Source organism: Streptomyces sp. NPDC044044 (genome assembly GCF_056434405.1).
Genome location: NZ_JBWKFG010000006.1, coordinates 278,733 through 304,439, shown reverse-complemented (window position 1 = coordinate 304,439; position 25,707 = coordinate 278,733). Strand labels below are relative to the sequence as shown.

General features: G+C 70.5%; 21 protein-coding genes and 1 tRNA gene. 9 read left to right on the top strand and 13 right to left on the bottom strand.

Translation table 11 applies throughout. The annotated features are described in order from the left end of the window. The first annotated feature begins 186 nt into the window (after positions 1 to 186). Entirely contained in the window at positions 187 to 1,035 is an 849-nt protein-coding gene (locus tag AC07AG_RS23890; RefSeq protein WP_478757468.1) for a nuclease-related domain-containing protein, read from the top strand. 91 nt (positions 1,036 to 1,126) lie between these two features. On the opposite strand, the gene AC07AG_RS23885 is transcribed toward AC07AG_RS23890, so the two are convergent. Beyond that, positions 1,127 to 1,200: transfer RNA gene (locus tag AC07AG_RS23885), tRNA-Gly, on the bottom strand. Between the two features lie 553 nt (positions 1,201 to 1,753). On the opposite strand from AC07AG_RS23885, the gene dcd reads away from it, so the two are divergent. Both dcd and AC07AG_RS23875 read left to right on the top strand, forming a co-directional pair. Next, the gene (gene dcd, locus AC07AG_RS23880) at positions 1,754 to 2,329 is read left to right on the top strand and encodes a dCTP deaminase (RefSeq protein WP_249588779.1); all 576 of its coding nucleotides are present in this window, start codon (positions 1,754 to 1,756) and stop codon (positions 2,327 to 2,329) included. An 8-nt stretch (positions 2,330 to 2,337) separates the two neighbouring features. Next, on the top strand, positions 2,338 to 2,835 hold the full coding sequence (locus AC07AG_RS23875) for a phosphoribosyltransferase (protein ID WP_249588778.1): 498 nt from the start codon (positions 2,338 to 2,340) through the stop codon (positions 2,833 to 2,835). 89 nt (positions 2,836 to 2,924) lie between these two features. On the opposite strand, the gene AC07AG_RS23870 is transcribed toward AC07AG_RS23875, so the two are convergent. The 9 genes from AC07AG_RS23870 to AC07AG_RS23830 form a co-directional block, all read right to left on the bottom strand. After that, positions 2,925 to 3,908 (bottom strand): Yip1 family protein, encoded by a 984-nt coding sequence (locus tag AC07AG_RS23870; RefSeq protein WP_478757466.1) that lies wholly within the window; start codon positions 3,906 to 3,908, stop codon positions 2,925 to 2,927. Between the two features lie 181 nt (positions 3,909 to 4,089). Further along, on the bottom strand, positions 4,090 to 5,571 hold the full coding sequence (locus AC07AG_RS23865) for an FG-GAP-like repeat-containing protein (protein ID WP_478757464.1): 1,482 nt from the start codon (positions 5,569 to 5,571) through the stop codon (positions 4,090 to 4,092). 165 nt (positions 5,572 to 5,736) lie between these two features. Then, the gene (locus tag AC07AG_RS23860) at positions 5,737 to 7,188 is read right to left on the bottom strand and encodes an FG-GAP and VCBS repeat-containing protein (protein WP_478757462.1); all 1,452 of its coding nucleotides are present in this window, start codon (positions 7,186 to 7,188) and stop codon (positions 5,737 to 5,739) included. An 86-nt stretch (positions 7,189 to 7,274) separates the two neighbouring features. After that, a complete protein-coding gene (locus AC07AG_RS23855) occupies positions 7,275 to 8,750 on the bottom strand; it encodes an FG-GAP repeat protein (protein WP_478757460.1) in 1,476 nt (491 codons plus the stop codon). 155 nt (positions 8,751 to 8,905) lie between these two features. Beyond that, the gene (locus tag AC07AG_RS23850) at positions 8,906 to 10,366 is read right to left on the bottom strand and encodes a VCBS repeat-containing protein (RefSeq protein ID WP_478757458.1); all 1,461 of its coding nucleotides are present in this window, start codon (positions 10,364 to 10,366) and stop codon (positions 8,906 to 8,908) included. Between the two features lie 116 nt (positions 10,367 to 10,482). After that, on the bottom strand, positions 10,483 to 11,862 hold the full coding sequence (locus AC07AG_RS23845; RefSeq protein ID WP_478757457.1) for an FG-GAP and VCBS repeat-containing protein: 1,380 nt from the start codon (positions 11,860 to 11,862) through the stop codon (positions 10,483 to 10,485). 143 nt (positions 11,863 to 12,005) lie between these two features. Further along, a complete protein-coding gene (locus AC07AG_RS23840; RefSeq protein ID WP_478757455.1) occupies positions 12,006 to 13,385 on the bottom strand; it encodes an FG-GAP-like repeat-containing protein in 1,380 nt (459 codons plus the stop codon). Further along, positions 13,382 to 14,758, bottom strand: coding sequence for an FG-GAP repeat domain-containing protein (locus tag AC07AG_RS23835; RefSeq protein WP_478757454.1), 1,377 nt, complete (start codon positions 14,756 to 14,758; stop codon positions 13,382 to 13,384). The genes AC07AG_RS23840 and AC07AG_RS23835 overlap by 4 nt, the downstream gene beginning before the upstream one ends. 127 nt (positions 14,759 to 14,885) lie before the next feature. Beyond that, the gene (locus tag AC07AG_RS23830) at positions 14,886 to 17,168 is read right to left on the bottom strand and encodes a (Fe-S)-binding protein (protein WP_478757453.1); all 2,283 of its coding nucleotides are present in this window, start codon (positions 17,166 to 17,168) and stop codon (positions 14,886 to 14,888) included. Positions 17,169 to 17,536: 368 nt separating this feature from the next. Between AC07AG_RS23830 and dnaK the strand changes: the two genes are divergently transcribed. The 6 genes from dnaK (at position 17,537) to AC07AG_RS23800 (ending at position 22,928) form a co-directional block, all read left to right on the top strand. Next, positions 17,537 to 19,405 (top strand): molecular chaperone DnaK, encoded by a 1,869-nt coding sequence (dnaK, locus tag AC07AG_RS23825; RefSeq protein WP_478757451.1) that lies wholly within the window; start codon positions 17,537 to 17,539, stop codon positions 19,403 to 19,405. Beyond that, positions 19,402 to 20,106 carry a nucleotide exchange factor GrpE gene (gene grpE / locus AC07AG_RS23820; protein ID WP_478757449.1) on the top strand — a complete coding sequence of 235 codons (705 nt, stop codon included), beginning with the start codon at positions 19,402 to 19,404 and terminating at the stop codon, positions 20,104 to 20,106. The genes dnaK and grpE overlap by 4 nt, the downstream gene beginning before the upstream one ends. 41 nt (positions 20,107 to 20,147) lie before the next feature. After that, positions 20,148 to 21,359 carry a molecular chaperone DnaJ gene (gene dnaJ / locus AC07AG_RS23815; RefSeq protein WP_478757447.1) on the top strand — a complete coding sequence of 404 codons (1,212 nt, stop codon included), beginning with the start codon at positions 20,148 to 20,150 and terminating at the stop codon, positions 21,357 to 21,359. A 1-nt stretch (position 21,360) separates the two neighbouring features. Continuing rightward, complete coding sequence (locus tag AC07AG_RS23810; protein ID WP_478757445.1) at positions 21,361 to 21,810, top strand: heat shock protein transcriptional repressor HspR; 450 nt, start codon at positions 21,361 to 21,363, stop codon at positions 21,808 to 21,810. Between the two features lie 102 nt (positions 21,811 to 21,912). Further along, positions 21,913 to 22,416, top strand: a complete 504-nt coding sequence (locus AC07AG_RS23805) for a hypothetical protein (protein WP_478757443.1) — start codon at positions 21,913 to 21,915, stop codon at positions 22,414 to 22,416. Then, positions 22,416 to 22,928, top strand: a complete 513-nt coding sequence (locus tag AC07AG_RS23800; protein WP_478757442.1) for a nucleoside deaminase — start codon at positions 22,416 to 22,418, stop codon at positions 22,926 to 22,928. The genes AC07AG_RS23805 and AC07AG_RS23800 overlap by 1 nt, the downstream gene beginning before the upstream one ends. Positions 22,929 to 22,949: 21 nt before the next feature. Here AC07AG_RS23800 and AC07AG_RS23795 read toward each other — a convergent pair whose 3' ends face one another. From AC07AG_RS23795 to AC07AG_RS23785, 3 genes are read right to left on the bottom strand one after another with little or no spacing between them, the layout of a single operon-like run. Continuing rightward, entirely contained in the window at positions 22,950 to 23,561 is a 612-nt protein-coding gene (locus AC07AG_RS23795; RefSeq protein WP_478757440.1) for a hypothetical protein, read from the bottom strand. Then, positions 23,548 to 24,849 (bottom strand): DUF7224 domain-containing protein, encoded by a 1,302-nt coding sequence (locus tag AC07AG_RS23790; RefSeq protein ID WP_478757438.1) that lies wholly within the window; start codon positions 24,847 to 24,849, stop codon positions 23,548 to 23,550. The genes AC07AG_RS23795 and AC07AG_RS23790 overlap by 14 nt, the downstream gene beginning before the upstream one ends. Next, entirely contained in the window at positions 24,843 to 25,655 is an 813-nt protein-coding gene (locus tag AC07AG_RS23785; protein ID WP_478757437.1) for an ATP-binding cassette domain-containing protein, read from the bottom strand. The genes AC07AG_RS23790 and AC07AG_RS23785 overlap by 7 nt, the downstream gene beginning before the upstream one ends. Positions 25,656 to 25,707: the final 52 nt, after the last annotated feature.

Below are 25,707 nucleotides of genomic sequence, written 5' to 3'. Positions count from 1 at the left end.
ACTGACGCGCCGGGGCGGAGTCCCCGTCCGCGGCAGCGCGGGCGGGGCCTTGGGGCCTTGGGGGGGGAGGTGGAGAAGCCAGTAGCAAACCCGGTGGCCTACGGGGTGATGACTGGATGCCTCCTTGTCGTTGGGCGCGGGGATTGATCCCATCACGGTGTTGCGGCGTCGTCGGTGGGGGCGGAGATGACTGGCTTAGTGGTCAAGCGGTGGAAGCGGCATGGGCTCGACCGGCTCTACGTAACCACCGCGGGAGGCGACACCGTCGCCTGGTACGACTGCGCGTCCGGGCACATCGAAGTCCTTCGGACGTCGTATCGAGATCAAGCCCTGGAGGCGTTGGCGCCCTATCTGGTCGCCCCTACGTCACGTGCTTCCGTTCCATCCCGCTCCCGCCCCACGGTCGCATCACCTCCGCTGACGGTGAGTGATGATCTCGCCGCGAACCGTCCTGGTGACTCCCTCCTCCCACAACTCGAAGGAGCGCCGACCTGGCTGGCCAGACAAGTGATGCACGTGTGGCGCCGGAAGGACGAGAGCGACTCCTGGCGGAAGGGTCTTGCCGGGGAGCGGATCGTGGGTGCCAGGCTTGATCGACTCAAGAGACGGGGATGGCGCTCCCTCCACTCGATACCCCTGCCGAGCGGGGCGGACATCGATCACCTGCTGATAGGCCCTGGTGGCGTCTTCTGCCTGAACACCAAGTACTTCCGCGACGCCCGCATCTGGGTGGGAGACAGCGCGGTCAAGGTCAACGGCGGCCGCGGGCACCCGTACGTGCGCAACAGCCGTCACGAAGGCCGCAGGGCATCAACCGTGCTGAGCAGGGCCTGTGGCTTCGCTGTGGAGGTGGCTCCGGTGCTGGTCTTCGTGTCCCCGGCCAGCGTGGTCGTTGCCTCGTCCCTCGGCGACGTGAAAGTGATCAAGGATCGAGAGATCTCGGCCTTCCGGCGGCACGGAGGGGTGCTCACGTCAGAGGCGATCGAGTCCGTCTACGCCGTCGCCCGCGATCGTCGAACCTGGGTCAGTTCATGATCAAGGCGGCGTCCGGCACGGATCTGGCACGCGACGACTGAGGGAAACCGCACAGCAAAAAGGCCCAGGTCGCTGACCTGGGCCTTGATTGTGGAGCGGGTGACGAGAATCGAACTCGCACTCTCAGCTTGGGAAGCTGATGTTCTACCACTAAACTACACCCGCGAAAAACACCGTCTGTGGCGGTGTCGTAACGTCGCACACTCTACCTCATCCCAGGCCCCGGGCGCTTTTACCCCCGGGGTCCGCGTGCTGTCCGGGGCGTGGATGCGTCTGCGGGACGCGGGAGTTGGGGCGTACGGTGAGAGACCGGAGTGCCGCCTGGAGGGGCGCCCCATTCGTCCCGTAATGTGGCCTTTCGGCGCCCGCTCGCGTATGAGGTGAGCAGGGGGCGCCAAGGGCTCAACTACGGCTTTGGGGAAGGGACTCGAGGACTTGATGGAGCGCACCGTCGTCCGATGTGCCGAAGGGCACGTGTTCAGCACTGCTTCGTTCCCGATGCAGAAGGCCGACCGGCTCGGACCCGGACGGCTCATCCGCTGTCCGCGGTGCGCCCGATTGCGGCATGCCGTGCCGGTCGTGTCGCAGAAGCGGTAGCACAGCGGCAGCCGCGGCAGCCGCGGTAGCGGGAGAGCCGCAGGAGCGAGAACGCGGAGAACCGCAGCGCGCGGGGCCGTCCGATTGGGGCGGGCCCGCGCGCTCTGCGTATCCTCGGTGCGTGCTTCTCTCAGACAAGGACATCCGGGCCGAGATCGACGCCGGACGAGTACGGATCGATCCGTACGACGAATCCATGGTGCAGCCCTCCAGCATCGATGTGCGGCTCGATCGCCTCTTCCGGGTGTTCGAGAATCACCGCTATCCGCACATCGACCCCTCCGTGGAGCAGGCCGACCTGACGCGGCTCGTGGAGCCCGAGGGCGACGAGCCGTTCATCCTGCACCCGGGCGAGTTCGTGCTCGCATCGACCTACGAGGTCATCAGCCTGCCCGACGACCTCGCCAGCCGGCTCGAAGGCAAGTCGAGCCTCGGGCGGCTCGGGCTCGTCACGCACTCCACCGCCGGGTTCATCGACCCGGGCTTCAGCGGGCATGTGACCTTGGAGCTGTCGAACCTCGCGACCCTGCCGATCAAGCTCTGGCCGGGGATGAAGATCGGGCAGCTCTGCATGTTCCGGCTGACCTCGCCCGCCGAGTCGCCCTACGGGTCGGAGCGGTACGGGTCGCGTTACCAAGGGCAGCGCGGGCCGACCGCCTCCCGTTCCTTCCTCAATTTCCATCGGACCCAGGTGTGACATCCAGCATGAGTGACGTGCGCGAGAACCTTACGTACGAGAAGTTCGGCGGCGCGGTGCGCGAGCTCGCGCAGACGATCGCCGACGACGGGTACCAGCCCGACGTCATCATCTCCATCGCCCGCGGTGGCGTCTTCGTCGCGGGCGGGCTCGCGTACGCGCTCGACTGCAAGAACATCCACCTGGTGAATGTCGAGTTCTACACGGGGGTGGGGACGACGCTGGAGATGCCGGTCATGCTCGCGCCCGTGCCCAACGTCATCGACTTCACCGACAAGAAGGTGCTGATCGCCGACGACGTCGCCGACACCGGCAAGACGCTGAAGCTCGTGCACGACTTCTGCCTCGACCACGTCGCCGAGGTGCGGTCCGCCGTGATCTACGAGAAGTCGCAGTCGCTCGTGAAGTGCGAGTACGTCTGGAAGCGCACCGACGACTGGATCAACTTCCCGTGGAGCGTCGAAGCACCCGTCGTGCGGCGCGCCGGACAGGTTCTCGACGCCTGAGGTGTGGATGGATGGATGGAGGAAGGGCCCCGGCGGAGTGATCCGCCGGGGCCCTTCCTCCATCTCAAGTACTAGAACGCGCCCACGTACTAGAACGTACCCAGCTTGATGATCGCGAGCAGCGCGAGCAGCTGGATCGACGCCGCGCCCAGCGCCTTCGGCCACGGCAGATCGTGCGACTTGCTCACCATCGCGGTGAGCAGCGCGCCCGCCGCGACCCAGGTCGCCCAGCCGAGCAGCTGCACGAAGGGCTGGCCGCCGCCGAGGAACATCGCCACGATCACGCGGGGCGCGTCCGTGATCGACATGATCAGCATGGAGAGGCCGACCGTCGGCTGCCAGGCGCCGTCGCCGCCGAGCTGGCGGGCGAGGGTGTGCGTGACCACGCCCAGGATGAAGGCACTGATCGTGATCGCGACGGCCGTCGTCAGGACGTACGGGACGGCCGTGGAGAGCGTGGCGCTGATGGCGTCCTCGCGGGCGCCGTCGAAGCCGAAGATCGCGAGCAGGCCGTAGAGGAACGTCACGATGACGGCCGGGGCCCACATCGCGTAGTCCCGCATCTGGAGGAAGGTCGGCCCCGGGCGCAGCACGATGCCGCGCAGGAGGTCCTTCCAGTGCAGGCGAGGGCCCACCGGCGCGGGGGCCTGGCCTGCGCGGTAGGTGTCGCCCTGGTTGTACGGGTCCTCACCCACGGAGAAGGCCTGGGTGTGACCTGGGTTGTTGGCGGCGTACGGATCGAAGCCGCCCTGGCCCCCTTGGCCGCCTCCGTGCCCCGGGTCTCCGCCCGGCCCGCCGAAGTACTCCGGCTCGCCGTGGTTGCCGTGATGGCCGCCCGCCTGCGGCCACTGTTGCCCGCCGTAACCGCCCTGGCCCTGGCCCTGGCCGCCCTGACCTCGGCCGTACGGCGGCTGCTGGCCGCCGTACTGCTGGGAGGGCGGCTGAGGGTAGCCGTACGGAGGCTGCTGGCCCTGGGGGGCCTGCTGCCCGTACGGCTCCTGCCGCGGTCGTTGTTGGGGTCGCGCTTGCGGGGTGCGGTTGTCCCGGCCGCGTCCGATCCTGAATCCAGCCACGAATCGAACGTACCTGGTCTGATGGGTCCGGGTCGTCCCTCCTCGGGAGGAGAGCGGCTTTGCCGCTGACCTGTGACAACCCTTAGGGGGACCCTGAGGGGTTTACCCCAGGGTCCCGGGTGACCTGCGGCGTGCCGCGGGTGACCGCCTACTTCGCCTACTTCACCGCCTACTTCACCGCCTACTTCCCCAGCACCGCACCGTACGCCAGCGGGTCGGAAGAGGCGGGCAGGCCAAGGGAGTTCGGTGTGACGACCGAGCCGCCGGCCTTGGCGCCGGGCAGGTCCCAGACGCCGCCCGCGGAGGAGTTCTCGCCGGGGGCGGCGACGGACAGGTCCGGGACGCCGTCTCCGTTGTGGTCACCGAAGGCGAGCGCCCCGCCGAAGCGGTCGCCCGCCTGGGCGACGCCCAGGATGTCGGGGGAGTTCTGCTGGTACGCGACCGTGCCCGGGTTCGCCGCGCCCGCCGGGTCGAGCAGGCCCATCTCGCCGCCCTTCAGGACGGTGAAGCTGCCCGCCTTCGCCGCGCTGCCGATGGCCTCGCCGGGGGCGCCCGCGATCAGGTCGTCGTGGCCGTCGGCGTCGATGTCCGCCACGGCGAGCGCGTCGCCGAAGCCGTCACCCGTCTCGGCGACGCCGGGCATGCCCGCGGTGTCCTGGTTGAAGGTCTGCTGCTCCCAGCCGAAGCTGCCGTTGGCGTCGCCGAAGCGGATGTGGATGCCGCCGCCCTTGGTGAGCTCCTCGGGGCCGCACGGGTCGTCGATGTTCTCGTCGGCGATCTCGCGGCAGTTGCCGACGGCGAGGTCGTCGAAGCCGTCGCCGTTGAAGTCGCCGGAGGCGAGGGCGTTCGCGGCGCCGTTGGAGTTGTTCCAGAAGTTGCCCATGGAGCCCTCGTCCTTGTTCCAGCCGTAGAGGCGGAGGTGGGACTGCGTGTAGGGCTGGTTCTGCGTGTAGTAGCCGAGGGCGAGGTCGGGGAGCTTGTCGTTGTTGAAGTCGCCGGTCGTCATGACGGGGGCGCGGCCGCCCATGCGGTCGGCCATGAGGGGCTGGGTGTCGGCGGTGAGCGGGTTGAAGTTGCCGACGACCTGGTCCTTGCCGCCGATGGCGAGGTCGACGTCCGTGTCACCGGTGAAGTCGGCGGCGACCAGGGCGTTTCCGAACACGTCGCCGGACTTCGCGCCGCGGGCGGCGGTGTTGGCCAGGGCGAAGCCGTCGCCGGTGCCGTAGAGGACGGTGACGGAACCGGCGTCGGTCTTGGCGTCGATGTCCTCTCCGGGAGCACCGATGACGAGGTCCGCGTACTTGTCGTCGTCCACATGCGCGGCGACGACGGCCCCGCCGAACCGGTCACCGGCCTCCGGGGTGCCGGGCACCTCGACGGTGGCCTGGGTGATGCGCCGCACGCCGTGCGGACCCGGCCCGTACTTCCCGCCGAACACGACGCTCACGTAACCGGCCTTGGCCTTGCCGCCGACGGTGCCGCTGGGCACGCCGACGAAGAGATCGTCGTAGCCGTCGCCGTTGAAGTCGCTGGTGAGGGGAGCGGCAGCGGGCGCGGGCGCGGCGCTCGCCCCGGCCGCGAAGGGGAGGGTGAGGCCGGTGGCCGCCAGGGCTGTCGCGGTGGCGGCGACGGCGAGGGTGCGGGTGCGTGCGCGCAGGGGCACAGGGAGCTCCAACTCAGAAGTGGGCACGGGGAGTCAGCCGCCGTGTCTGCGGCTTCACTGCTTCGACTGCTTCGCTGCTTCGACTGACGTGACCGCTGTGGCTGATTCACCTGTGTGACACCTGGGGTTGGCCAAGGGTTGCCCTCCCTGCGCGCACGCCTCGATTCAGCCCGCGAGGTCCCAGCCGAAGGCCGAGTACTTCGTGGACAGGCCCAGCTTGCTCGGGCCGAAACTGGTGGACGACGTCGTGGAGTAGAGCGAGTCCGCGGCTCCGGGGAGGTGCCAGAGGGCGCCCGCGTCGTCGTTCTCCTGGGAGGCCGTCGCCGTGAGGTCCAGGCGGCCGTCGGCGCCGATGTCCGAGGCGAGCAGGGTCGCGCCGAAGCCGTCGATGGACTCCGAGGCGCCGGGGACGCCGGGGCTGTCCTGGGTGAGCGTGATCGCGCCCGTCGTCCGGAGGCCCGAGGCGGAGCCGCGCAGCACGGTGACCGAGCCCGCGCCCATGATGACGTCGGGCTCGGAACCGAGGCTCTCGCCGGGGGCGCCGGCGGCAAGCTCCGCGTGGCCGTCGCCGTCGAGGTCGCCCACGGCCACCGAAGCGCCGAAGTTGTCCCCGTACTCGGAGGCGCCCGGCACGCCCGCGCTGCTCTGCGTCAGGGTCGTACGGCGGGTGGCGCTCGGTCCTGACGAGGTGCCGTATACGACGCTGACCTCGCCGCCCTTGGAGCCGGACGGCTCGTCGCCGGGCTCGTCGGGGTTGCCGATGGCGATGTCGCCGTATCCGTCGCCGTCCAGGTCGCCGATGGCGGCGGTCGTGCCCGCGCGCAGGGTCGCGCCCTTGGTCAGGCCGGATGCCGTGCCCTTGTAGTGGACGGCCGCCCCGAGGTGGTCGCTGTTGGTCTTCCTGCCGGTGACCACCAGGTCGGCCTTGGCGTCGCCGTTCACCCGGCCCGCGGTCAGGGTCGGGCTTTCGAGCGGGGCGGCGTACGACGTGACCGAACCGGTCGAGCCGGACTTGGTGAACGGGCCCCGGATCAGGCGGATCTTGAACGGATTGGTGCCGGTGTCGCCCTGCGCGGACACGGCGAGGTCGGGCTTCCCGTCCCCGGTGAAGTCACCCGCGGCCAGGCCGAGCCCGAAGTAACTTCCGTGCAGCGGCTGGGGGTTGTCCACCGTCGTGCCGCCGGACAGGCCGGACGACGAGCCCCAGACGATCACCACCGTGCCCGAGTCGGGGTGGCTGCCGACCTTCTCGCGCGACGAGGTGACGACGAGATCGCTGTACCCGTCGCGGTTCAGGTCCGCCGCCGCGATCTGGTGACCGAACTCGTCGTCCTTCTCGGCCTCGCCCGGTACGCCGGGCGAGTTCTGGCTGACGACCGTGCGGCGGGCCGGGTCCGGGCTGCCGGACGCCGATCCGTACGCGACGGCGACATGGCCTGCCCAGGACTTGCCGCCGACCGTGGCGGCCGGGGCGGCGATCGCCACGTCGCGGCGCCCGTCGCCGTTGAAGTCGCCCGCGAGGCCGGACGGCGCGGCCGTCGCGGTGCCGGGCAGGGCGGTGAGCAGGCCCGCCGCCAGCGTGGCGGCGGGCAGGAGGACACGGGTGGGGTTGCGCATCAAGACTCCGGAGGCATGGGCCGGGCCCGCACGGAGGGGTGCGGGCCCGGTGTTCGGGAGGGGCGGGAGAGGAAGGAAGCGGGCGGTCAGTCCGCGAAGTTGGCGCCGAAGCGCGGCGTGCCCGTGGCCGAGATGCCGACCGTGGACGTGTAGACGCCGGAGGTGCCCGCGAGGGTGCCGTCGGGGAGGGCGTCCAGGATGTAGAGCGCGCCGTTGGAGCCGTTCTCGCCGTACGCACCGACGGAGACATCGCCCCGGCCGTCGGCGTTCAGGTCGTCGATGTGGACGTCCGAGCCGAAGAAGTCGTTCTTCTCGTCGGAGTTGGGGACGCCCGGGGTGTTCTGGCTGTAGAGCGCGGAACCCTGCGTGGAGAGGCCGGAGCCGTCCGCCGCGCCGTAGATGACGGTGACCGCGCCCGCGTCGGAGACACCCTCCAGGTCCTCGCCGGGGGAGCTCGCGACCAGGTCCAGGTGGCCGTCGCCGTTGATGTCGCCGAGGTCGAGCTCCGCGCCGAACGCGTCGCCCGTCTCGCTGCCGCCCGGGACGCCCGGCGACTCCTGGGTGATGGCCTCGCTGCCGCCGTACGGGCCGTTCGCGTTGCCCTTGACCACGTACACCGTGCCGCCCTTGTTGGCGCCGTCGATGCCCTCGTCCCAGGTGAGGCCGATGATGACGTCGCCGTAGCCGTCGCCGTCCGTGTCGCCCACGTCCGTGATGTAGCCCGCGGGCAGCCGCTGCACGCCGCTGGTGGTGACGCCGTTCGCGCTGCCCGGCAGCCAGAGGTTGGCGTTGTAGTCGTCGGCGGTGGAGAAGCCGTTGACGATCAGGTCGTCCTTGCCGTCGCCGTTGACGTCCCCGGAGTGCAGGGTGAAGGGGCCCGCGCCTTCGCCGCTGTGGATGGGCGGGAGCACGGTGTAGTGGCCGCCGGTGGCGCCGGTGCGCTTGATGCCGCCGTCGAAGACGTCGATGGTGGCCGCGCCCGACGAGGCGCCGACGGCGAGGTCGTCCTTGCCGTCGCCGTCGAAGTCACCCGCCTCCATGGGGCCGCCGAAACGGTCGTGCTTCGTGGGGCGCGGGTCCGTGATCGTGGAGCCGCCGGACAGGCCGCCGGGGGAGCCCCACAGGACCTGGACCGTGCCGCCGTCGACGTCCGAGCCGACGTCCTCGCCGTTGGCCGCCACGGCGAGGTCGTCGTAGCCGTCGCCGTCGAAGTCGCCGTACGCGGTGTCGGCGCCGAAGACGTCGCCCTTCTCGGCGGTGCCGGGCACGCCCGCGCTGTTCTGGCTGTACGTGACGTGGCGCTGCTCGGCGCCGCCGTACGTCACGACGACCTGGCCCGCGCTGTCCTTGCCGCCCACGGTGGCTCCGGCGGCCGAGGTGGCGAGGTCGGCCGCGCCGTCGCCGTTGAAGTCGGCGTCGTCCGGCTGCGCGGCCGCGGGGGCCGCGACCGCGGAGGTCGCCGAGAGGGTGAGGAGTCCGCCTGTGAGGGCCGCGGCGACAGCGGTTGCCGCGACCAGGCGGCCGGGTCTGTGGGTGGGGGTGGTGCGCTTGTGCTTGGGCATGGGAGCTCCTGGCTGTCTTTTTTGTCGTCTGTTCAGGGGCGGTTCAGGGGGGTGGTCGAACCCCGGGCGGGCGGACGGAAACCTCCGCCCGCCCGCCCGGGAAGACTTGGGCTCGCTACCTGCTCAGCGGTGCAGCGGTGCAGCGGCTCAGCGGTTCAGCGGTTCAGCACCGCCCCGTACCCACTGGCGCCCGAGAGCCCCAGCTTCCCGGGAGTCACCGACGTCACCGGCAGGTCCGGCGTGCCGGCCGCGGCGGTCGGGGCGTACCAGACACCGCCCGACTTCGCGTCCTCGCCCGGCGCGCCCACGGCGATGTCCACCCGGCCGTCGCCGTTGTAGTCGGCGGACGCGACCGCGGCCCCGAAGCGGTCGCCCGCCTCCGCCGTGCCCGCCACACCCGCGGAGTTCTGGCTGAACGCGGGGCCCACGAGGTCCTTGCCGGTGCCGAGGGAGCCGAGGATCCAGTACGTCCCGGCGTTCTTCTCGGCGCCCACGGCCTCCGTGTCGGCGCCGACGATCAGCTCGTCCATGCCGTCCGTCGCGGTGCCCGCAACGGCCAGGTGCGCGCCGAAGTTGTCCTCGGCCTCTTCATTGCCGCCGACCCGCGGGTTGCCCTGGGTCGTGCACGAGACGTCGCCGCCCAGCGTGCTGCCCTGCTTGCCGTAGACCGTGGCGATGGCCCCGCCGAGGCGGCTCTCGCAGAAGTTGAACTCCGCCTCCGGGTTCGGCTGGACGTTGCCGATCGCCAGGTCGGCCGTGCCGTCGCCGTCGAAGTCACCGGTGGCGAGCGCGGTGTCGGTGTAGTCGCCCGTGCCCCACGTCGTCTGCCACTCGCCGGACGCGTCGAGGCTCCGCACCTTCGTCCCGGCGTCCTCCATGCCCTTGTGGGAGATCGCGAGGTCGTCCCGGCCGTCCCCGTCGAAGTCACCGGCCACCATCGCGACGGGTCCGCCGAAGTGCCAGCCGTCGACCCGGGAGAGCTTCGCGGACGAGCCCTCGGTGAACGGTCCCGACCGCACCACGACCGAACTGGTCTCGTCGAAGCGGGAGTTGAGGGCGATGTCCTGGTCGCCGTCCTTGTCGAAGTCGCCGGTGGCGAGCAGCTCGCCGTAACTGTTGTCGCTGTAGGTGCCGTTGGCCGCGGTGAAGCCGCCCTTGAAGCCGCTCGCCGAGCCCCACACGACGGCGACGGTCCCGGCGGAGATGCCCGCGTCGTTGTCCTCGTCGGGCGCGCCGACGATCAGGTCGCTGAAGCCGTCGCCGTTCATGTCGCCGGAGTCGACGGCCGTGCCGAACGCGTCGCCCGCCTCCACCGTGCCGGGCACGCCCGCCGTGGCCTGGCTGACCGTGGCCGAACCGTGCTTGCCGAGGCCCGACGCGCCGCCCCAGACCACGTTCACGTACCCGGCCTTGGCCTTGCCGCCGACCGTCGCGCCGGGCACGCCGACCGCGAGGTCCGCGTAACCGTCGCCGTTGTAGTCGGCCTGCGGCTTCGCGGGCTCGGCGGCGGACGCGCCGCCCGCGGTCAGTCCGGAGACGCCGAGCACGGTCGCGGCGCAGAGCGCGCCCGCCGCGAGGATCTTGTTGCGCGCAGGCTTGCGCGGCTGCTTGGCCACTGAGATCTCTCCAACTCTTGCCAGGAATAACAGGAATAAGGGGTAAGGGGTTCGGGAGAACGGGAGAACCGGAGGACCGGAGGACCGGAGGACCGGAGGACCGGAGAACCGGAGGATCAGCGCAGCGTCCGGCCGAAGCTCACGCCGCCGAACCCGAAGTCCGTCCCGTTGAAGGAGGCCGCGTACGACGACGTCAGCCCCGTCGACGTGCCGCGCAGGTTCCACACGGCCCCGGCGTCCACCGTCGTGCCGATGTCCTCGCCGACCGCGCTCGTGGCCAGGTCCGCCTTGCCGTTCTTGTTGATGTCCTTGAGGCGGACGGACGCACCGAAGCCGTCGCCCGCCTCGGAGACACCGGGCACGCCCGCGGTCTCCTGGTGCCAGGCCTTGCCGGAGGTGAACTTGCCCGCGGCGGACTTGAGGAGCGTCACGCTGCCGGAGCCGTCCACCGTGCCGACCTCCTCGCCGGGCGCGCCCACCGCGAGGTCGGCGAGGCCGTCGCCGGTGACGTCGCCCACGGCCACGGACGCGCCGAAGCCGTCGTCCGCCTCGTCGGCGCCCGGAACGCCCGCGCTGCTCTGGTCGTACGTCACCGGGGCGCCGAACTTGTCGTCGCCGCCGAACCGCACGGTGACCGAACCGCCCTTGCCGTCACGGGAGTTGCCGGTGACCAGGTCGGCGTAGCCGTCGCCGTTGACGTCACCGGCGGTGGCCGCGTCCCGCGTGGCCGTCGGGTCGGCGCCCTCGGCGATGACCTCCGCCTGGTAGCCGTAGTCTCCGGCGCCGCCGTTCATGTGGGCGGTGTAGGCGCCGCCGTCGGCGCGCTCGCCGTACAGGACGTAGCCGAAGCCGTCCTTGTGCTTGAAGTTGCCGCTGACCATGCCGTCGAGGTGCGCGCCCTCGGGGATGAAGTCGACCTCAAGACCGTACGCGCGGCCGTCCTCGCCCGCACTGGAGTAGTACCACCAGTTGTCGCCGCTGATCACGGCCAGCTGGGGCGCGCCGTCGGTGTCCAGGTCGTTCCAGGTGGTGGCCTCGCCGAAGCGGCCCGCGGTGTCGGCGGGGGCGTTCACGACGTGGCTGCCGCCGGTGAATCCGTTCCTCGCGCCCTTGATGACGGTGACGGAGCCGGAGGGCCTGCCCGTCACCTTCTCGCCGGGGGCGCCGACGATCAGGTCCGCGAATCCGTCGTCGTTCACGTCGCCGCTGGTGACGTTCTCGCCGAACTCGTCCTCGTCCTCGGTGACTCCGGGGACCCCGGCGGTGTCCTGGGTGACGGTGACCGAGCGGCCCTCGGACACACCCGATGCCGAGCCGAACGTCACGGTCACGGAGTTGGCGCCGGGCGTGCCGATCGCGAGGTCGCGGTAGCCGTCGCCGTTGTAGTCGTCCTTGAGAGTCGACGCGGCGCTCGCCGTGCCCGCGAGGGGCAGCGTCAGGCCCGCGGCGGCGAGGGCCGCGACGCCGGCGGCGATGGCCAGATTACGTACGCGCACGTGGGACTCCCGGGAGTGGGGAAATACTTCCGGGGGTGTGACTGGTGAGGCGTACGAATGGTTGTGCGACAGGGGCGGAGAGGTGGCCGGAAAGTGAACGGGCTCCGCCGTCTCCCGGGCACCCCAGGGAGTGCCAAAAGGTGCTATTCGCGCCAGAGTTGGACACCGACGTCGTCGGCCGTGAAGTGCTGGATGCCCCCGGTCTCCAGGCCCTTCCCGGTGCCGCCGATGACCAGGAAGTGGCCCGGGGCCTTCTTCCACTTCTGGGAGAAGACGACCACGTCCTGGCGGCGGTCGCCGTCGACGTCCAGCAGGTCGAGACGCTCCAGCTGGTTCGGCGCGACGCCCTCGGGCAGGCCGTCGTCCCCGCCGGTCACGGTCTGGGTCCGCTGCGTGGTCGGGCCGTGGGGGCCGCCGCGCAGCAGGAGGATCCTGTCGGGGTCGACGATGCGGAAGCCGGGCCGCCCCGCCACCAGGTCCGCGCGTCGGTCCCCGTCGACGTCGCCGATCATCGGGCCGCTGCCCCAGGTCGAGCCGCGCCCTTCCATGACCCGGGAGGTGCGGCCGCTGCCGAGCCCGGCCTTCGAGCCGTGGATGACGGTGAGCTTGCTGGTGCCGTGGGCGGCCTCGCCGGTGGCGACGAAGTCGTCGATGCCGTCGCCGTCCACGTCGCCCGCGCCGCCGCCGCGCGGCCCGTCGTAGGTCTCCATGCTTCCCGCGAGCTCGCCCTGCGGGCCTTCGTCGCGGGCGAGCCCCTTGGCCCCGCCGCGGAAGTAGACGGCCTGCGCGGGGGCCGCGGGCGGGTCGTCGTTCTGCTCGTAGTCGTCCCCGTGGTACTCGTTCGTCATCACCACGTCGGTGCGGGAGTCCCCGTCGAAGTCGCCGGTGACGGCGGCCAGGGGGAAGGCGTTGGGTGTGTCCACCGGCTCGGAGCGGGCCGGTGCCTTCCTCTTCCGGTCGAAGGGGCCGAACAGGGTCCGGCTGCCGTCGAAGAGGTCCGTGGCACCGTCGCCGTCGAAGTCACCGGCGGCCTCCGGCGTGAAGCCGTCCACGTCGAGGCGCGTGGCACCGGAGAGCCCTCGCGCGCCACCGAACATCGCGAAGGCCTCGGTGTCACTGGAGCCGGACGCGCGCCGCGAGGAGACGAGGTCGGTGAAGCCGTCGCCGTCGAGGTCGGTCCGCAGCAGGCGGCCGAACACCGCCTGCTCGGGGCCCGCGGGGAGGTTCACCGACCACTCCGGCCGCAGGCCGTCCGGGGAGCCGAACACCACGGTCAGCGTGGAGGTGGTCCGCTCGCGGTTCCGGTCCGTCAGGCGGCCGGACTGCAGGACGGTCGCGTAGTCGTCGTACCCGTCGCCGTTGAAGTCCTTGGGCGAAGGGTCCTTCGACGCCTTGCCCGCGGCAGGCCGCCCGGACCGCTTGGTCCCGGTCCCGTCGTCCGACGCACCGCATCCGGCGCATCCGGCCAGCAGAGCCGCCGTACAGCAGAGGGCCACGAGGCCCAGCCGCCGCGCTGCTCTCACGCACCGTCCCCGAGCGCCAGGAAATCCTGTGTGGAGAAGGTGAGCCGGGGCTTGCGCGCGACCAGGTCGGCCTTGACCCCCGGATACACCCCCACCGTGTCCTCGCCGTCTCCCCGGTAGGTACGAAGGATCAGATCGGCCCGCTCGTCCCCGTCGAAGTCCGCGATGGCCAGGACCTGCGTGGTGCCCTTGGCCGAGGGGATCACCGTCGCGGTGGCGTTCGCGTCGATCCCCGCCGTACGTCCCCGGAAGACCCGCACCTCACCGGCGCCGCCCCCGCTTCCGCTGCCGCCCCCGCTCAGGACGAGCTCGCTCAGGCCGTCCCCGTCGAGGTCGCCCGCGTCCACGGCCACGTTCTTCGCCTCCAGCGTGCCGCGCAGGGTGCCGGGCACGTCGTAGCGCAGGGCGACGCCCGCCGGGCCCGCGATCGCCGCGTCCGTCGCCTTGGCCTTGCCGAAGCGGCCGAACGCGATGTCGGTGCCCGCCGGGAAGAGCACGCCGGTCTCGGCGGGGCCCTTCGGGCCGCCCAGGACGAGGGCGCCTGCCGCGGCGCCGGACGCGTTCGTGGCCTTGCGGACCAGGACGTCGTCGTAGCCGTCGCGGTCGACGTCCGTGGCCCTGCCGGTGACGAGGTCGTTGCCGGGCGCGGCAAGGGGCTTGCCCGCGGCGCGCGGGGCGCCGGTCCGCTTGAACGGGCCGCGCAGGTAGGTGAGCCGGGCGCCGCTCGCGTGCAGGACGAGGTCGGCGGCGCCGTCCCCGTCGAAGTCGCCGCACACCGGCTGGTCGGACCAGTCGTTGCCGAAACGTGCCTGCGCGGGCACCTTCACCTTCACGGCCTTGCCGGTCAGGCCCTTGGGCGAGCCGAAGAGGATCTGCAGCGGCACGGGCGGCTGGCCGATGCCGTCGTAGGGCGGGTCGGTGGAGACCAGCAGATCGGTGAACCCGTCCTTGTCGAGGTCGCAGGACGCCTCCGACTCGAAGGACGCGGGCAACTCGCCCTTGGTGCGCGCCCCGTTGGTCCGCGCGCTCAGCAACTGCCGTGCCCCGGGCCGCAGTCCGCTCCTGGATCCGTAGACGACGCCGATGCCCGCGTCGTCGCCGTGGCCGCTGTGCACCAGGTCGTCCAGTACGAGATCGGGGGCGCCGTCACCGTTGAAGTCGTCGTCGACCTTGCTGCCCTTGCCCTGCGGGACGGGCTGCTGCGCCGCGCCCTTGCCCGCCATGCTGACGGGCCTGTGCCGTGTCTCGGGCTTGCCCGCGTCGTCGGTGCCGCCGCAGCCCGCGAGCAGCAGCGCGCAGCTGACGACGGCCGCCGTACCCACGACACCCCCGCGTCTGACGCCAGGTATGCCACGTATCCCGGCACTGCGCATGCCCATCACCCACCCCGACCGCCCCAGCTGACAACAACCAGCACATGATGCCCCCCTCCCGCTCCACACGAAAGGCCGGTCCCGCCCCGGAGGGCGGAACCGGCCTGAAGGCGGTGCGGGAGCGCGGCTACTTGACCGGCTCGGGCTCCGGCTCGTCCGCGGTCTCGGCCTCACCTGCGGGGTCCACCGGGGTCTTCACGGAGTCGAGCAGCAACTGCGCGACGTCCACGACCTGGAGGGCTTCCTTGGCGACGCCGTCGTTCTTCTTGCCGTTGACGGAGTCGGTGAGCATCACCAGGCAGAACGGGCAGGCCGTCGACACGATGTCGGGGTTGAGGCTGAGCGCCTCGTCGACCCGCTCCGTGTTGATGCGCTTGCCGATCCGCTCCTCCATCCACATCCGCGCACCACCGGCGCCGCAGCAGAAGCCGCGCTCCTTGTGGCGGTGCATCTCCTGCTGGCGCAGGCCGGGGACGGCGGACATGATCTCGCGCGGCGGCGTGTAGATCTTGTTGTGCCGGCCCAGGTAGCACGGGTCGTGGTAGGTGATGAGGCCCTCGACGGGCGTCACCGGGATGAGCTTGCCCTCGTCGATGAGGTGCTGTAGCAGCTGCGTGTGGTGGATGACCTCGTAGTCGCCGCCGAGCTGCGGGTACTCGTTGCCGAGCGTGTTGAGGCAGTGCGGGCACGTCGCGACGATCTTCTTCGCCGTCTTCGGCTTGGCCGAGTCGGGCGTGACCTTGCCGTCGTCGTCGAGCTCCTCGCCGAACGCCATGTTCAGCGCCATGACGTTCTCCTGGCCGAGCTGCTGGAACAGCGGCTCGTTGCCCAGGCGGCGTGCGGAGTCACCGGTGCACTTCTCGTCGCCGCCCATGATCGCGAACTTGACGCCCGCCATGTTGAGCAGCTCGGCGAAGGCCTTGGTGGTCTTCTTCGCGCGGTCCTCCAGGGCGCCGGCGCAGCCGACCCAGTAGAGGTACTCGACCTCGGTGAGGTCCTCGATGTCCTTGCCGACGACCGGCACCTCGAAGTCGAGCTCCTTGAGCCACTCAAGGCGCTGCTTCTTGGCCAGACCCCAGGGGTTGCCCTTCTTCTCCAGGTTCTTGAGCATCGTCCCGGCCTCGGACGGGAACGCGCTCTCGATCATCACCTGGTAGCGGCGCATGTCGACGATGTGGTCGATGTGCTCGATGTCCACCGGGCACTGCTCGACGCAGGCGCCGCAGCTGGTGCAGGACCACAGGACGTCGGGGTCGATGACGCCGTTCTCCTCGGCGGTGCCGATGAGGGGGCGCTCGGCCTCCGCGAGAGCGGCGGCGGGAACGTCCTTGAGCTGCTCCTCGGTCGCCTTCTCGTTGCCCTCCATGTCCTTGCCGCCACCGGCGAGCAGGTACGGGGCCTTGGCGTGCGCGTGGTCGCGCAGCGACATGATCAGGAGCTTCGGGGAGAGCGGCTTTCCGGTGTTCCAGGCGGGGCACTGCGACTGGCAGCGGCCGCACTCGGTGCACGTACTGAAGTCGAGGAGCCCCTTCCAGGAGAACTGCTCGACCTGGCTGACGCCGAAGACGGCGTCCTCGGCCGGGTCCTCCCAGTCGATCGGCTTGCCGCCGGACGTCATGGGCTGCAGCTCACCGAGGGTCGTGGAGCCGTCCGCCTCGCGCTTGAACCAGATGTTCGGGAAGGCGAGGAAGCGGTGCCAGGCGACGCCCATGTTCGTGTTGAGCGCGACGGTGATCATCCAGATGAAGGACGTCGCGATCTTGATCATGGCGAAGAGGTACGTGAGGTTCTGCAGCGTGGAGACGCCGAGGTCCCCGAGCGCCGAGACCACCGGGTACGAGATGAAGAACGACGCCTCGTAGCTGTCCACGTGGTGCTGGGCACCCTCAAGGGCGTGCAGCATGAAGATGCAGATGCCCACGATGAGGATGACGGCCTCGACGAAGTACGCCTGGCCCTTCTTGGAGCCCGCGAACCGGGACTTGCGGCCGGGCCGGTCGGGGTTGCTCAGCTGCCGGATGACGATCAGCGTCGCGATGCCGAGCACCGTCATCGTGCCGAGGAACTCGACGAAGATGTTGTACGGCGCCCACTCGCCGATGATCGGCAGCATCCAGTCGGCCTTGAAGAGCTGGCCGATGGCGTTGACGATGGTCAGGAGCAGCGAGAAGAAGCCGACGGCCACGAACCAGTGCGCGACGCCGACGACGCCCCAGCGGTTCATGCGGGTGTGGCCGAGGAACTCCTTGGCCACGGTGACGGTGCGCTGCACGGGCTGATCGGTGCGGGTGCCTGCCGGGACGGACTGGCCGAGCCGCATGAACTGGTAGATCTGCACGATGGCACGGCCGAACAGCGCGACGCCGACCGCGATTAGGACCAGCGACACGATGATCGCGGCGAGTTGCATTTGGGGGCTCCTCGGGCCTGCGAGGCGAACTATTACTAAGCGGTAACTTATGCAGTCCGTCTGAGACTACCCACTTACTCAGCCGCACTGTAGCCAGCGTGGCGGTGATCTGCGTCGCTCAGGCAACCCTTGCCGAGTCGCGGTTGTCCTGGCGCTCCCGGGGGTGCCCCGCCAGGGGCGCGGAGAACTGCGCGACCAGCCACGACGGGGCCGCGGCCAGGGTGCTGCACCAACCCCGGAAACCCCCGACCTGCGCGTAAGCAGGGGATAAGAGTTGAGTGCCCCCGACTCAGCTCTGTTGACTCAAGCGAAGCGACCATGCATCCTTGAGCCAGATCCACTCAAGAAGTACATCTGGAGGAATCGAAATGGCACGTGCGGTCGGCATCGACCTGGGCACGACTAACTCTGTCGTCAGCGTTCTTGAAGGCGGCGAGCCCACCGTCATCACCAACGCCGAGGGCGCCAGGACCACGCCGTCCGTCGTCGCCTTCGCGAAGAACGGCGAGGTGCTGGTCGGCGAGGTGGCCAAGCGCCAGGCGGTCACGAACGTCGACAGGACCATCCGTTCGGTCAAGCGCCACATGGGCACTGACTGGAAGGTGGACATCGACGACAAGGGGTTCAACCCCCAGCAGATCTCGGCGTTCATCCTGCAGAAGCTGAAGCGCGACGCCGAGTCGTACCTGGGCGAGAAGGTGGCCGACGCGGTCATCACCGTCCCGGCGTACTTCAACGACTCGGAGCGCCAGGCGACGAAGGAGGCCGGCGAGATCGCGGGCCTGAACGTCCTGCGCATCGTCAACGAGCCGACGGCCGCCGCGCTCGCGTACGGCCTCGACAAGGACGACCAGACGATCCTCGTCTTCGACCTCGGTGGCGGCACCTTCGACGTGTCCCTCCTGGAGATCGGCGACGGCGTCGTCGAGGTGAAGGCCACGAACGGCGACAACCACCTCGGTGGTGACGACTGGGACCAGCGCGTCGTCGACTACCTGGTCAAGCAGTTCAACAACGGCCACGGCGTGGACCTCTCCAAGGACAAGATGGCGCTCCAGCGCCTGCGCGAGGCGGCCGAGAAGGCCAAGATCGAGCTGTCCTCCTCCACGGAGACCTCGATCAACCTTCCGTACATCACGGCGTCCGCCGAGGGCCCGCTGCACTTGGACGAGAAGCTCACGCGCGCCCAGTTCCAGCAGCTCACGTCCGACCTTCTTGAGCGGTGCAAGAACCCGTTCAACAACGTCATCAAGGACGCGGGCATCCAGCTCTCCGAGATCGACCACGTCGTTCTCGTCGGTGGCTCGACCCGTATGCCCGCCGTCGCGGAGCTCGTCAAGGAGCTGACCGGTGGCCAGGACGCCAACAAGGGCGTGAACCCGGACGAGGTCGTCGCCATCGGCGCCGCCCTGCAGGCCGGTGTCCTCAAGGGCGAGGTCAAGGACGTCCTGCTCCTCGACGTCACCCCGCTGTCCCTCGGCATCGAGACCAAGGGAGGGATCATGACCAAGCTCATCGAGCGCAACACCACGATCCCGACCAAGCGCTCCGAGATCTTCACGACGGCCGAGGACAACCAGCCGTCCGTCCAGATCCAGGTCTACCAGGGCGAGCGCGAGATCGCGGCGTACAACAAGAAGCTCGGAATGTTCGAGCTCACGGGCCTGCCGCCGGCCCCGCGCGGTGTCCCGCAGATCGAGGTCGCCTTCGACATCGACGCCAACGGCATCATGCACGTGACGGCCAAGGACCTCGGCACCGGCAAGGAGCAGAAGATGACCGTCACCGGCGGCTCCTCGCTGCCGAAGGACGAGGTCGACCGCATGCGCCAGGAGGCCGAGCAGTACGCGGACGAGGACCACAAGCGCCGCGAGGCCGCCGAGTCCCGCAACCAGGGCGAGCAGCTCGTCTACCAGACGGAGAAGTTCCTCGCGGACAACGCGGACAAGGTCCCCGGTGACGTGAAGACCGAGGTCGAGTCCGCCGTCGAAGAGCTGAAGGAAAAGCTCAAGGGCGAGGACACCGCGGACATCCGCACGGCCACCGAGAAGGTCGCGGCCGTCTCCCAGAAGCTCGGCCAGGCCATGTACGCGGACGCGCAGGCCGCCGGAGCCGAGGGCGCCGCCCCCGGTGCCGAGGGCGCCGAGGCCCCGAACATGTCCAAGGAGGACGACGTGGTCGACGCCGAGATCGTCGACGACGAGAAGCCCGGTGACTCGAAGGGCGGCGCCGCATGACCGAGGAGACTCCGGGCTTCGGTGACGACACCGAGAAGTCCGACGTCCCCTCCGGCGCCACCCCTGATGACGCGGCGCCGCAGGCCGCCGAGCCCTCCACCGAGGAGGGCCCGGCGGCCCCGGCCGGGGACGCAGCAAGCAATGCATCGGCGCAGTCGGCCCAGGACGCGGGCCTGATCGCGCAGCTGGACCAGGTGCGTACGGCGCTCGGCGAGCGCACGGCGGACCTCCAGCGGCTCCAGGCGGAGTATCAGAACTACCGCCGCCGTGTGGAGCGGGACAAGGTCACCGTCAAGGAGATCGCCGCGGCGAACCTCCTGGGCGAACTGCTCCCGAGCCTCGACGACATCGGCCGCGCGCGTGAGCACGGCGAGCTGGTGGGCGGGTTCAAGTCGGTCGCGGAGGCCCTGGAGACGGTCGTCGCCAAGATGGGCCTGCAGCAGTTCGGCAAGGAGGGCGAGCCCTTCGACCCGACGATCCACGAGGCCCTGATGCACTCGTACGCACCGGACGTCACGGAGACGACCTGCGTCGCGATCCTGCAGCCGGGGTACCGCATCGGCGAGCGCACCATCCGCCCCGCGCGGGTGGCCGTGGCCGAGCCGCAGCCCGGTGCGCAGACGGTCAAGGGCGAGGAATCCGCCGAGGCCCCCGCCGACGGGGTCCAGGACAAGGAGACCGGTGGCCCGGACGAGGGCTGACGTAACGGAGCTGTTGTGAAGCGAGAGGAGGGACGTCGGGGATGAGCACCAAGGACTTCATCGAGAAGGACTACTACAAGGTCCTCGGCGTCCCCAAGGACGCCACCGAGGCCGAGATCAAGAAGGCGTACCGGAAACTCGCCCGCGAGAACCACCCGGACGCCAACAAGGGCAACGCGAAGGCAGAAGAGCGCTTCAAGGAGATCTCCGAGGCGAACGACGTCCTCGGGGACCCCAAGAAGCGCAAGGAGTACGACGAAGCGCGTGCTCTCTTCGGCAACGGCGGCTTCCGGGCGGGTCCCGGAGGCGGCGGCGCCGGAGGCTCCTTCAACTTCGACCTGGGGGACCTCTTCGGAGGCGGCGCCCCGGGCGGTGGAGCGGGCGGCGCCGGCGGTGCCGGCGGCTTCGGCGGCGGTCTGGGTGACGTCTTCGGGGGCCTGTTCAACCGAGGCGGGACGGGGGCGGGCGGCGCGGGCACGCGTACGCAGCCCCGGCGCGGCCAGGACATCGAGTCCGAGGTCACGCTGAGCTTCACGGAGGCGGTGGACGGGGCCACGGTCCCGCTCCGCATGTCCTCCCAGGCTCCGTGCAAGGCCTGTTCCGGCACCGGCGACAAGAACGGCACGCCGCGCGTGTGCCCGACCTGCGTCGGCACGGGCCAGGTGACGCGCGGGGGCGGCGGCGGATTCTCGCTCACCGACCCCTGCGTGGACTGCAAGGGCCGCGGGCTCATCGCCCAGGACCCCTGCGAGGTCTGCAAGGGCTCGGGCAGGGCGAAGTCGTCCCGCACGATGCAGGTGCGGATCCCCGCGGGCGTCTCGGACGGCCAGCGCATCCGCCTGCGCGGCAAGGGCGGCCCGGGTGAACGGGGCGGCCCGGCAGGCGACTTGTACGTGGTCGTGCACGTCGACACCCACCCGGTCTTCGGCCGCAAGGGCGACAACCTCACGGTGACGGTGCCGGTGACGTTCACGGAGGCGGCACTGGGCGGCGAGGTGAAGGTCCCCACACTGGGCGGCCCGCCGGTCACCCTGAAGCTGCCTCCGGGCACCCCCAACGGTCGTACGATGCGGGCGCGGGGCAAGGGCGCGGTGCGCAAGGACGGCTCGCGGGGCGACCTGCTCGTGACGGTGGAGGTGGCGGTTCCGACCGACCTCACCGACACGGCGAAGGAAGCCCTGGAGGCCTACCGCAAGGCGACTGCGGACGACGATCCGCGGGCAGAACTGTTCCAGGCCGCGAAGGGAGCATGAGATGGACGGCCGTCGTCGAAATCCGTACCAACTGACCGACGAGACGCCGGTCTACGTCATCTCGGTGGCCGCCCAGCTGAGCGGACTCCACCCGCAGACCCTGCGCCAGTACGACCGCCTGGGCCTGGTCTCCCCGGACCGCACACCCGGCCGGGGCCGCAGGTATTCGGCCCGCGACATCGACCTGCTCCGCACGGTGCAGCAGCTGTCGCAGGAAGAGGGCATCAACCTCGCGGGCATCAAGCGCATCATCGAGCTCGAGAACCAAGTGGCGGCGCTCCAGTCGAGGGTGGCGGAGCTGTCGTCGGCGGTGGAGGGCGCTGCCGCGGCGATGCAGCAGCGCGAGGCGGCGGTGCACGCGTCGTACCGCCGCGACCTGGTCCCGTACCAGGACGTGCAGCAGGCGAGCGCGCTGGTGGTGTGGCGCCCGAAGAGGTCGTCGGAGCAGTAGTTCTGCGTTGTCGCGAAGGGGCCGGGAGGTGGGAACCTCCCGGCCCCTTCGCGCGTTGCGGTGGTCGACCAGAAGTGTTTGTCGCGGGGGAAGTGGAATTCCATGGCCATGGTGGGACTGTTCTGGATCGCCGAGGGCGACGTGTACGTGGGCGCGAAGCCGTCGGGCCTCGCCGCGGGGGTGCGGCTGACGCCGGAGGGCGTGGTGGCCCTGGGCGACAAGCAGGCGGGCATGTGGCCCTGGGAGGACGTCCACGCGCTGGCGGCGCAGGACGTCCCCGTGAAGTCCCTCAAGCGCAACGTGGGCGTGCTGGTGGACATGGCCCTGACGGTGGGCCTCGGCGGGGGCGACGAGGCGCCGACGATGACGCTGCGGGTCACGGACGCCGACGGCGACACGGGCCTGGTGGTGTACACGGCGGCGGCGACAGGGTATTCACAGACCGAGTACGACCTCTCCCGCGAGCTCCTGTCCCGCCTGACGCAGGGCGCGGGCACGCTGCTGACGACCCTGGCGGCGATGGCGGAGTGGGGCAGGCGCCATGAGGGCGGGACGCCGAGGGCGGCGGAGCGCGAAGAACTACTGCGAACGTGGACGGAGTCCTGATGCCCACCTCTCCCGTGAGCCCGCCGACGGAGACGGACCTGACGCACCTGCGCCGCTGCGTGGAGCTGGCGAGGCAGGCCCTGGAAGCGGGCGACGAACCCTTCGGCTCGCTCCTGGTGTCGGCGGACGGCAAGGTCCTCCAGGAGGACCGCAACCGAGTGGCGGGCGGAGACCAGACCCGCCACCCCGAGTTCGAACTGGCCCGCTGGTCGGCGGAGAACCTGCCGCCCGGGGAACGGGCGTGCGCCACGGTCTACACCTCGGGCGAACACTGCCCCATGTGCTCGGCGGCGCACGCCTGGGTGGGCCTGGGCCGCATCGCGTACGCGGCGTCGTCGGCACAACTGACGTCATGGCTGAAGGAACTGGGCACGCCACCGGGACCGGTCAACTCCCTCCCGATCGGGGAGGTCGCGCCCGGGGTGGCGGTGGCGGGGCCTGCTCCTGAACTGGCGGACGAGGTCCGGGAGTTGCACCGCCGGTTCGCGCTGGGCCGACGCGCCTCGTCCTGACTGCCGGTCCGGAGCGGCGCGTCACCGCGCGGCCGGAGAACAGGCTCTGCGGCGCCAGGGAGTGGCTGCCGTCGCGGTGACTCCGAGAGCCAGTGCGACGGCGGCGACGGCCCAGCTGAAGAGGTCGGTGGCCGGGTTGGCCGTCCAGTCCCACCAGTTGAGGGGATACCAGACCAGGAAGAGGACCGAGGCCAGCGGGACGGCCCAGCTGAGCTGCTGCCCCAGCGCACGGGCGGACAGCAGGGCGAGGCCCAGCCAGATCACGGTGGACCGGACGAAGACGATCCCGGACTCCGGACCGTTGGCGAGGGCCTCGGCACCGAACGAGAAGGCGCACACCGTCAAGGTCAGCGCGGTGCAGTACGCGGCGCGCAAGCGATGCATCGTGGATGCGCCCATGGCGTCGTGTGCCGACATGGCCCCGTCGAGAGCGGCGGAGAGGAAGACCGCCGTGAGAAGCGGAAGCTCCTGCCGGTACGGCACGCCTGTGGTGACTCCTCCGCTCCCGATGGAGGGAAGCGCGATGGCGGTGCCGCCGAAGAAGGCCGACAGCAGGGCGACCGCCGCGGTTCCGCAGAGGACTGCCGCGGCCCGGTGGACGCGTGCGTAGCGGAGCAGATCAGCGCCATTCATCAGGCTTGCACCACGACCTCTCACGAAGTACCTGGCCGCGCTCCCGCTCGATCCACTTCTGCTGTTGAGCCGACGGCATCCGCGCCGCTCTGGCCGCCTCGCGCTGGGCGGCGTCGACTCCCTCCATGTGGAGGCCCTCGTCGGCGACGGCCGGGTCCTGTCCCACTGCCTCGTATTCGAGCCATAGCGAGATGTTGTCCATGGACTGCCACGCATCGCGTTCGTCGTGGGGCGGGCTGCAGTCGCCGATCGACTCGGTGAACACCTGGTCGGACATGGCGATCGCCGCGGTGCGGACGTGCCCTTCGGCGATGTCGAAGCCGCGGTCTCCCAGGTCCGTTCGCCGGAGCCCGAACTCGTGGAACACGGCGGGTGTCTTGACCCAGGACTGATCGGTACGGCCGAGGCGCTGAGCCATCCGCGTCAGCTCCGGCAGATACTTCCGGTGCTCGGGCCAGACGCACACCCGCGGGGCTGTGGCGTCGGCACGGTCGCACAGCGGCGTGGTCGCCGAGGACGGACGCTCCACCCGCAGTTCGCCGGCGGCCGAGGTCGAGGCCAGCGCGGTGAGGGTGACGACGAACGCACCGACGGCAGTACCGCGTACGTGCCGTGGCGATTTCCGGCGGGGCATCTGGCGCGCGGCCTTCCCCGTCAGCGGCGGTGCCGTCACCGCCAGGACTGCGAGGGCGAGAGCGCACAGCAGGCGAAGGGCGATCGGCAGCGCGTTCATGTGGGTGTCCGGCGGCCCCGCGAGGACGTTGAACTTGAACGGCAGGGCCAGCATGCTGATGAAGCAGCCCAGGGCGCACACGATGGGCGTGAATGCCGCCGATGGCCACCAGCGGCCGGCCAGATGCCCCACGGACGCGAAAATGATCAGGGTCGAGGCGCCGAGCAGCAGGTAGGACGGCCACAGGAAGCCCGGTCCCGCCTCGCTGATCGAGACGGCCGCGGCGGTGAGGCACCCGATCCCGTACGCGAGGAAACCGAGCGTGAGGGTCGCGGCCAGCCGCACGGCCTCGATCCGCCAGCCGGGCCGGGCGGCGGCGAGAAGGAACTCGGGCATTCCCGACCGGGAGGAACGCCCGGCCTGCCAGGCGGACACACCGGCGAGGACGGGTCCCAGGAAGAGCGTGACGATCTGCGCCGCCACGCTCGCCTCGGGCCACACGCCGATCCAGTACCGGGACCTCCCGAAGAGCACCAGCAGATCCACGGCGATCATCACGGGGAAGGCGGTGAGGAGGGGCGAGCGCCGCAACTCGATGCGGTAGGCGTTCAGCATGCGGTTTCCTCGGCAGGCCCGCGGCTGTCGCTGCGGCTGTCCCTGCGGCTGTCCCTGCGACTGCCCAGAACCGTCATGTAGCCGCGCTCCAGCGGACTGTCCCCCGGAACCGTCGGTGTGGACAGCTCTGCCAGTTGCTGTGGGCTCCCGCTGTGGACCACCCGGCCGTCGCTGAGGACGAGGACGGAGTCGCAAGCAGCACCCACGTCCTCCACCAGATGCGTACTGAGCACCACGGCGGAGCCGGCGCGGGCGAGGGAACGTATGAGTTCACGGAAGTCGAGGCGCTGGGCGGGGTCGAGGCCGACGGTGGGCTCGTCGAGGAGAAGGAGGGCAGGGGAGCCGACGATGGCTGCGGCGATACCGGCGCGACGGAGCATGCCGCCGGAGAGCGACTTCATCCGGTCACGGGCCCGGTCGTCCAGCCCGACAGCAGCCAGCGCCTCGTCGGTGGCCGCCTCGGCCTCCTTGGACGGAACCTCACGCAGCCAGGCGCAGTAACGGACGAAATCGGTGACGGAGAAGGCGGGGTAGTACCCGAAGTCCTGTGGGAGGTACCCGATGCGGGGACGGACCCGCCGCACATCCCGCTCACTGGTGACGGCCTCACCGAAGAGTTCAAGACCTCCGCTCTGCGGGGGCGTGATCGTGGCGAGCGTACGGAACAGGGTGGTCTTGCCTGCCCCGTTGGGCCCCAGCAGTCCGGTGACGCCGGGCTGGATGGACAGGTCGAGACCCTCGATGATGCGTCGGCGGCCGAATCCCTGGGTGAGGGCGGTCAACCGGGCGACTGGAATGGTCGTCATAGATGGATTCCCAAATTGCAGGGCGGGCCCGCCGGAACGACGGACCCACCCG

What these genes read in the sequence shown, in the direction of transcription:
- AC07AG_RS23890 (WP_478757468.1), top strand. Translation starts at nt 187, where the DNA reads ATGACTGGCTTAGTGGTCAAGCGGTGGAAGCGGCATGGGCTCGACCGG.
- AC07AG_RS23875 (WP_249588778.1), top strand. Translation starts at nt 2,338, where the DNA reads ATGAGTGACGTGCGCGAGAACCTTACGTACGAGAAGTTCGGCGGCGCG.
- AC07AG_RS23860 (WP_478757462.1), bottom strand. Translation starts at nt 7,188, where the DNA reads ATGCGCAACCCCACCCGTGTCCTCCTGCCCGCCGCCACGCTGGCGGCG.
- AC07AG_RS23855 (WP_478757460.1), bottom strand. Translation starts at nt 8,750, where the DNA reads ATGCCCAAGCACAAGCGCACCACCCCCACCCACAGACCCGGCCGCCTG.
- AC07AG_RS23835 (WP_478757454.1), bottom strand. Translation starts at nt 14,758, where the DNA reads ATGCGCAGTGCCGGGATACGTGGCATACCTGGCGTCAGACGCGGGGGT.
- AC07AG_RS23830 (WP_478757453.1), bottom strand. Translation starts at nt 17,168, where the DNA reads ATGCAACTCGCCGCGATCATCGTGTCGCTGGTCCTAATCGCGGTCGGC.
- dnaK (WP_478757451.1), top strand. Translation starts at nt 17,537, where the DNA reads ATGGCACGTGCGGTCGGCATCGACCTGGGCACGACTAACTCTGTCGTC.
- grpE (WP_478757449.1), top strand. Translation starts at nt 19,402, where the DNA reads ATGACCGAGGAGACTCCGGGCTTCGGTGACGACACCGAGAAGTCCGAC.
- dnaJ (WP_478757447.1), top strand. Translation starts at nt 20,148, where the DNA reads ATGAGCACCAAGGACTTCATCGAGAAGGACTACTACAAGGTCCTCGGC.
- AC07AG_RS23810 (WP_478757445.1), top strand. Translation starts at nt 21,361, where the DNA reads ATGGACGGCCGTCGTCGAAATCCGTACCAACTGACCGACGAGACGCCG.
- AC07AG_RS23805 (WP_478757443.1), top strand. Translation starts at nt 21,913, where the DNA reads ATGGCCATGGTGGGACTGTTCTGGATCGCCGAGGGCGACGTGTACGTG.
- AC07AG_RS23800 (WP_478757442.1), top strand. Translation starts at nt 22,416, where the DNA reads ATGCCCACCTCTCCCGTGAGCCCGCCGACGGAGACGGACCTGACGCAC.
- AC07AG_RS23795 (WP_478757440.1), bottom strand. Translation starts at nt 23,561, where the DNA reads ATGAATGGCGCTGATCTGCTCCGCTACGCACGCGTCCACCGGGCCGCG.
- AC07AG_RS23790 (WP_478757438.1), bottom strand. Translation starts at nt 24,849, where the DNA reads ATGCTGAACGCCTACCGCATCGAGTTGCGGCGCTCGCCCCTCCTCACC.
- AC07AG_RS23785 (WP_478757437.1), bottom strand. Translation starts at nt 25,655, where the DNA reads ATGACGACCATTCCAGTCGCCCGGTTGACCGCCCTCACCCAGGGATTC.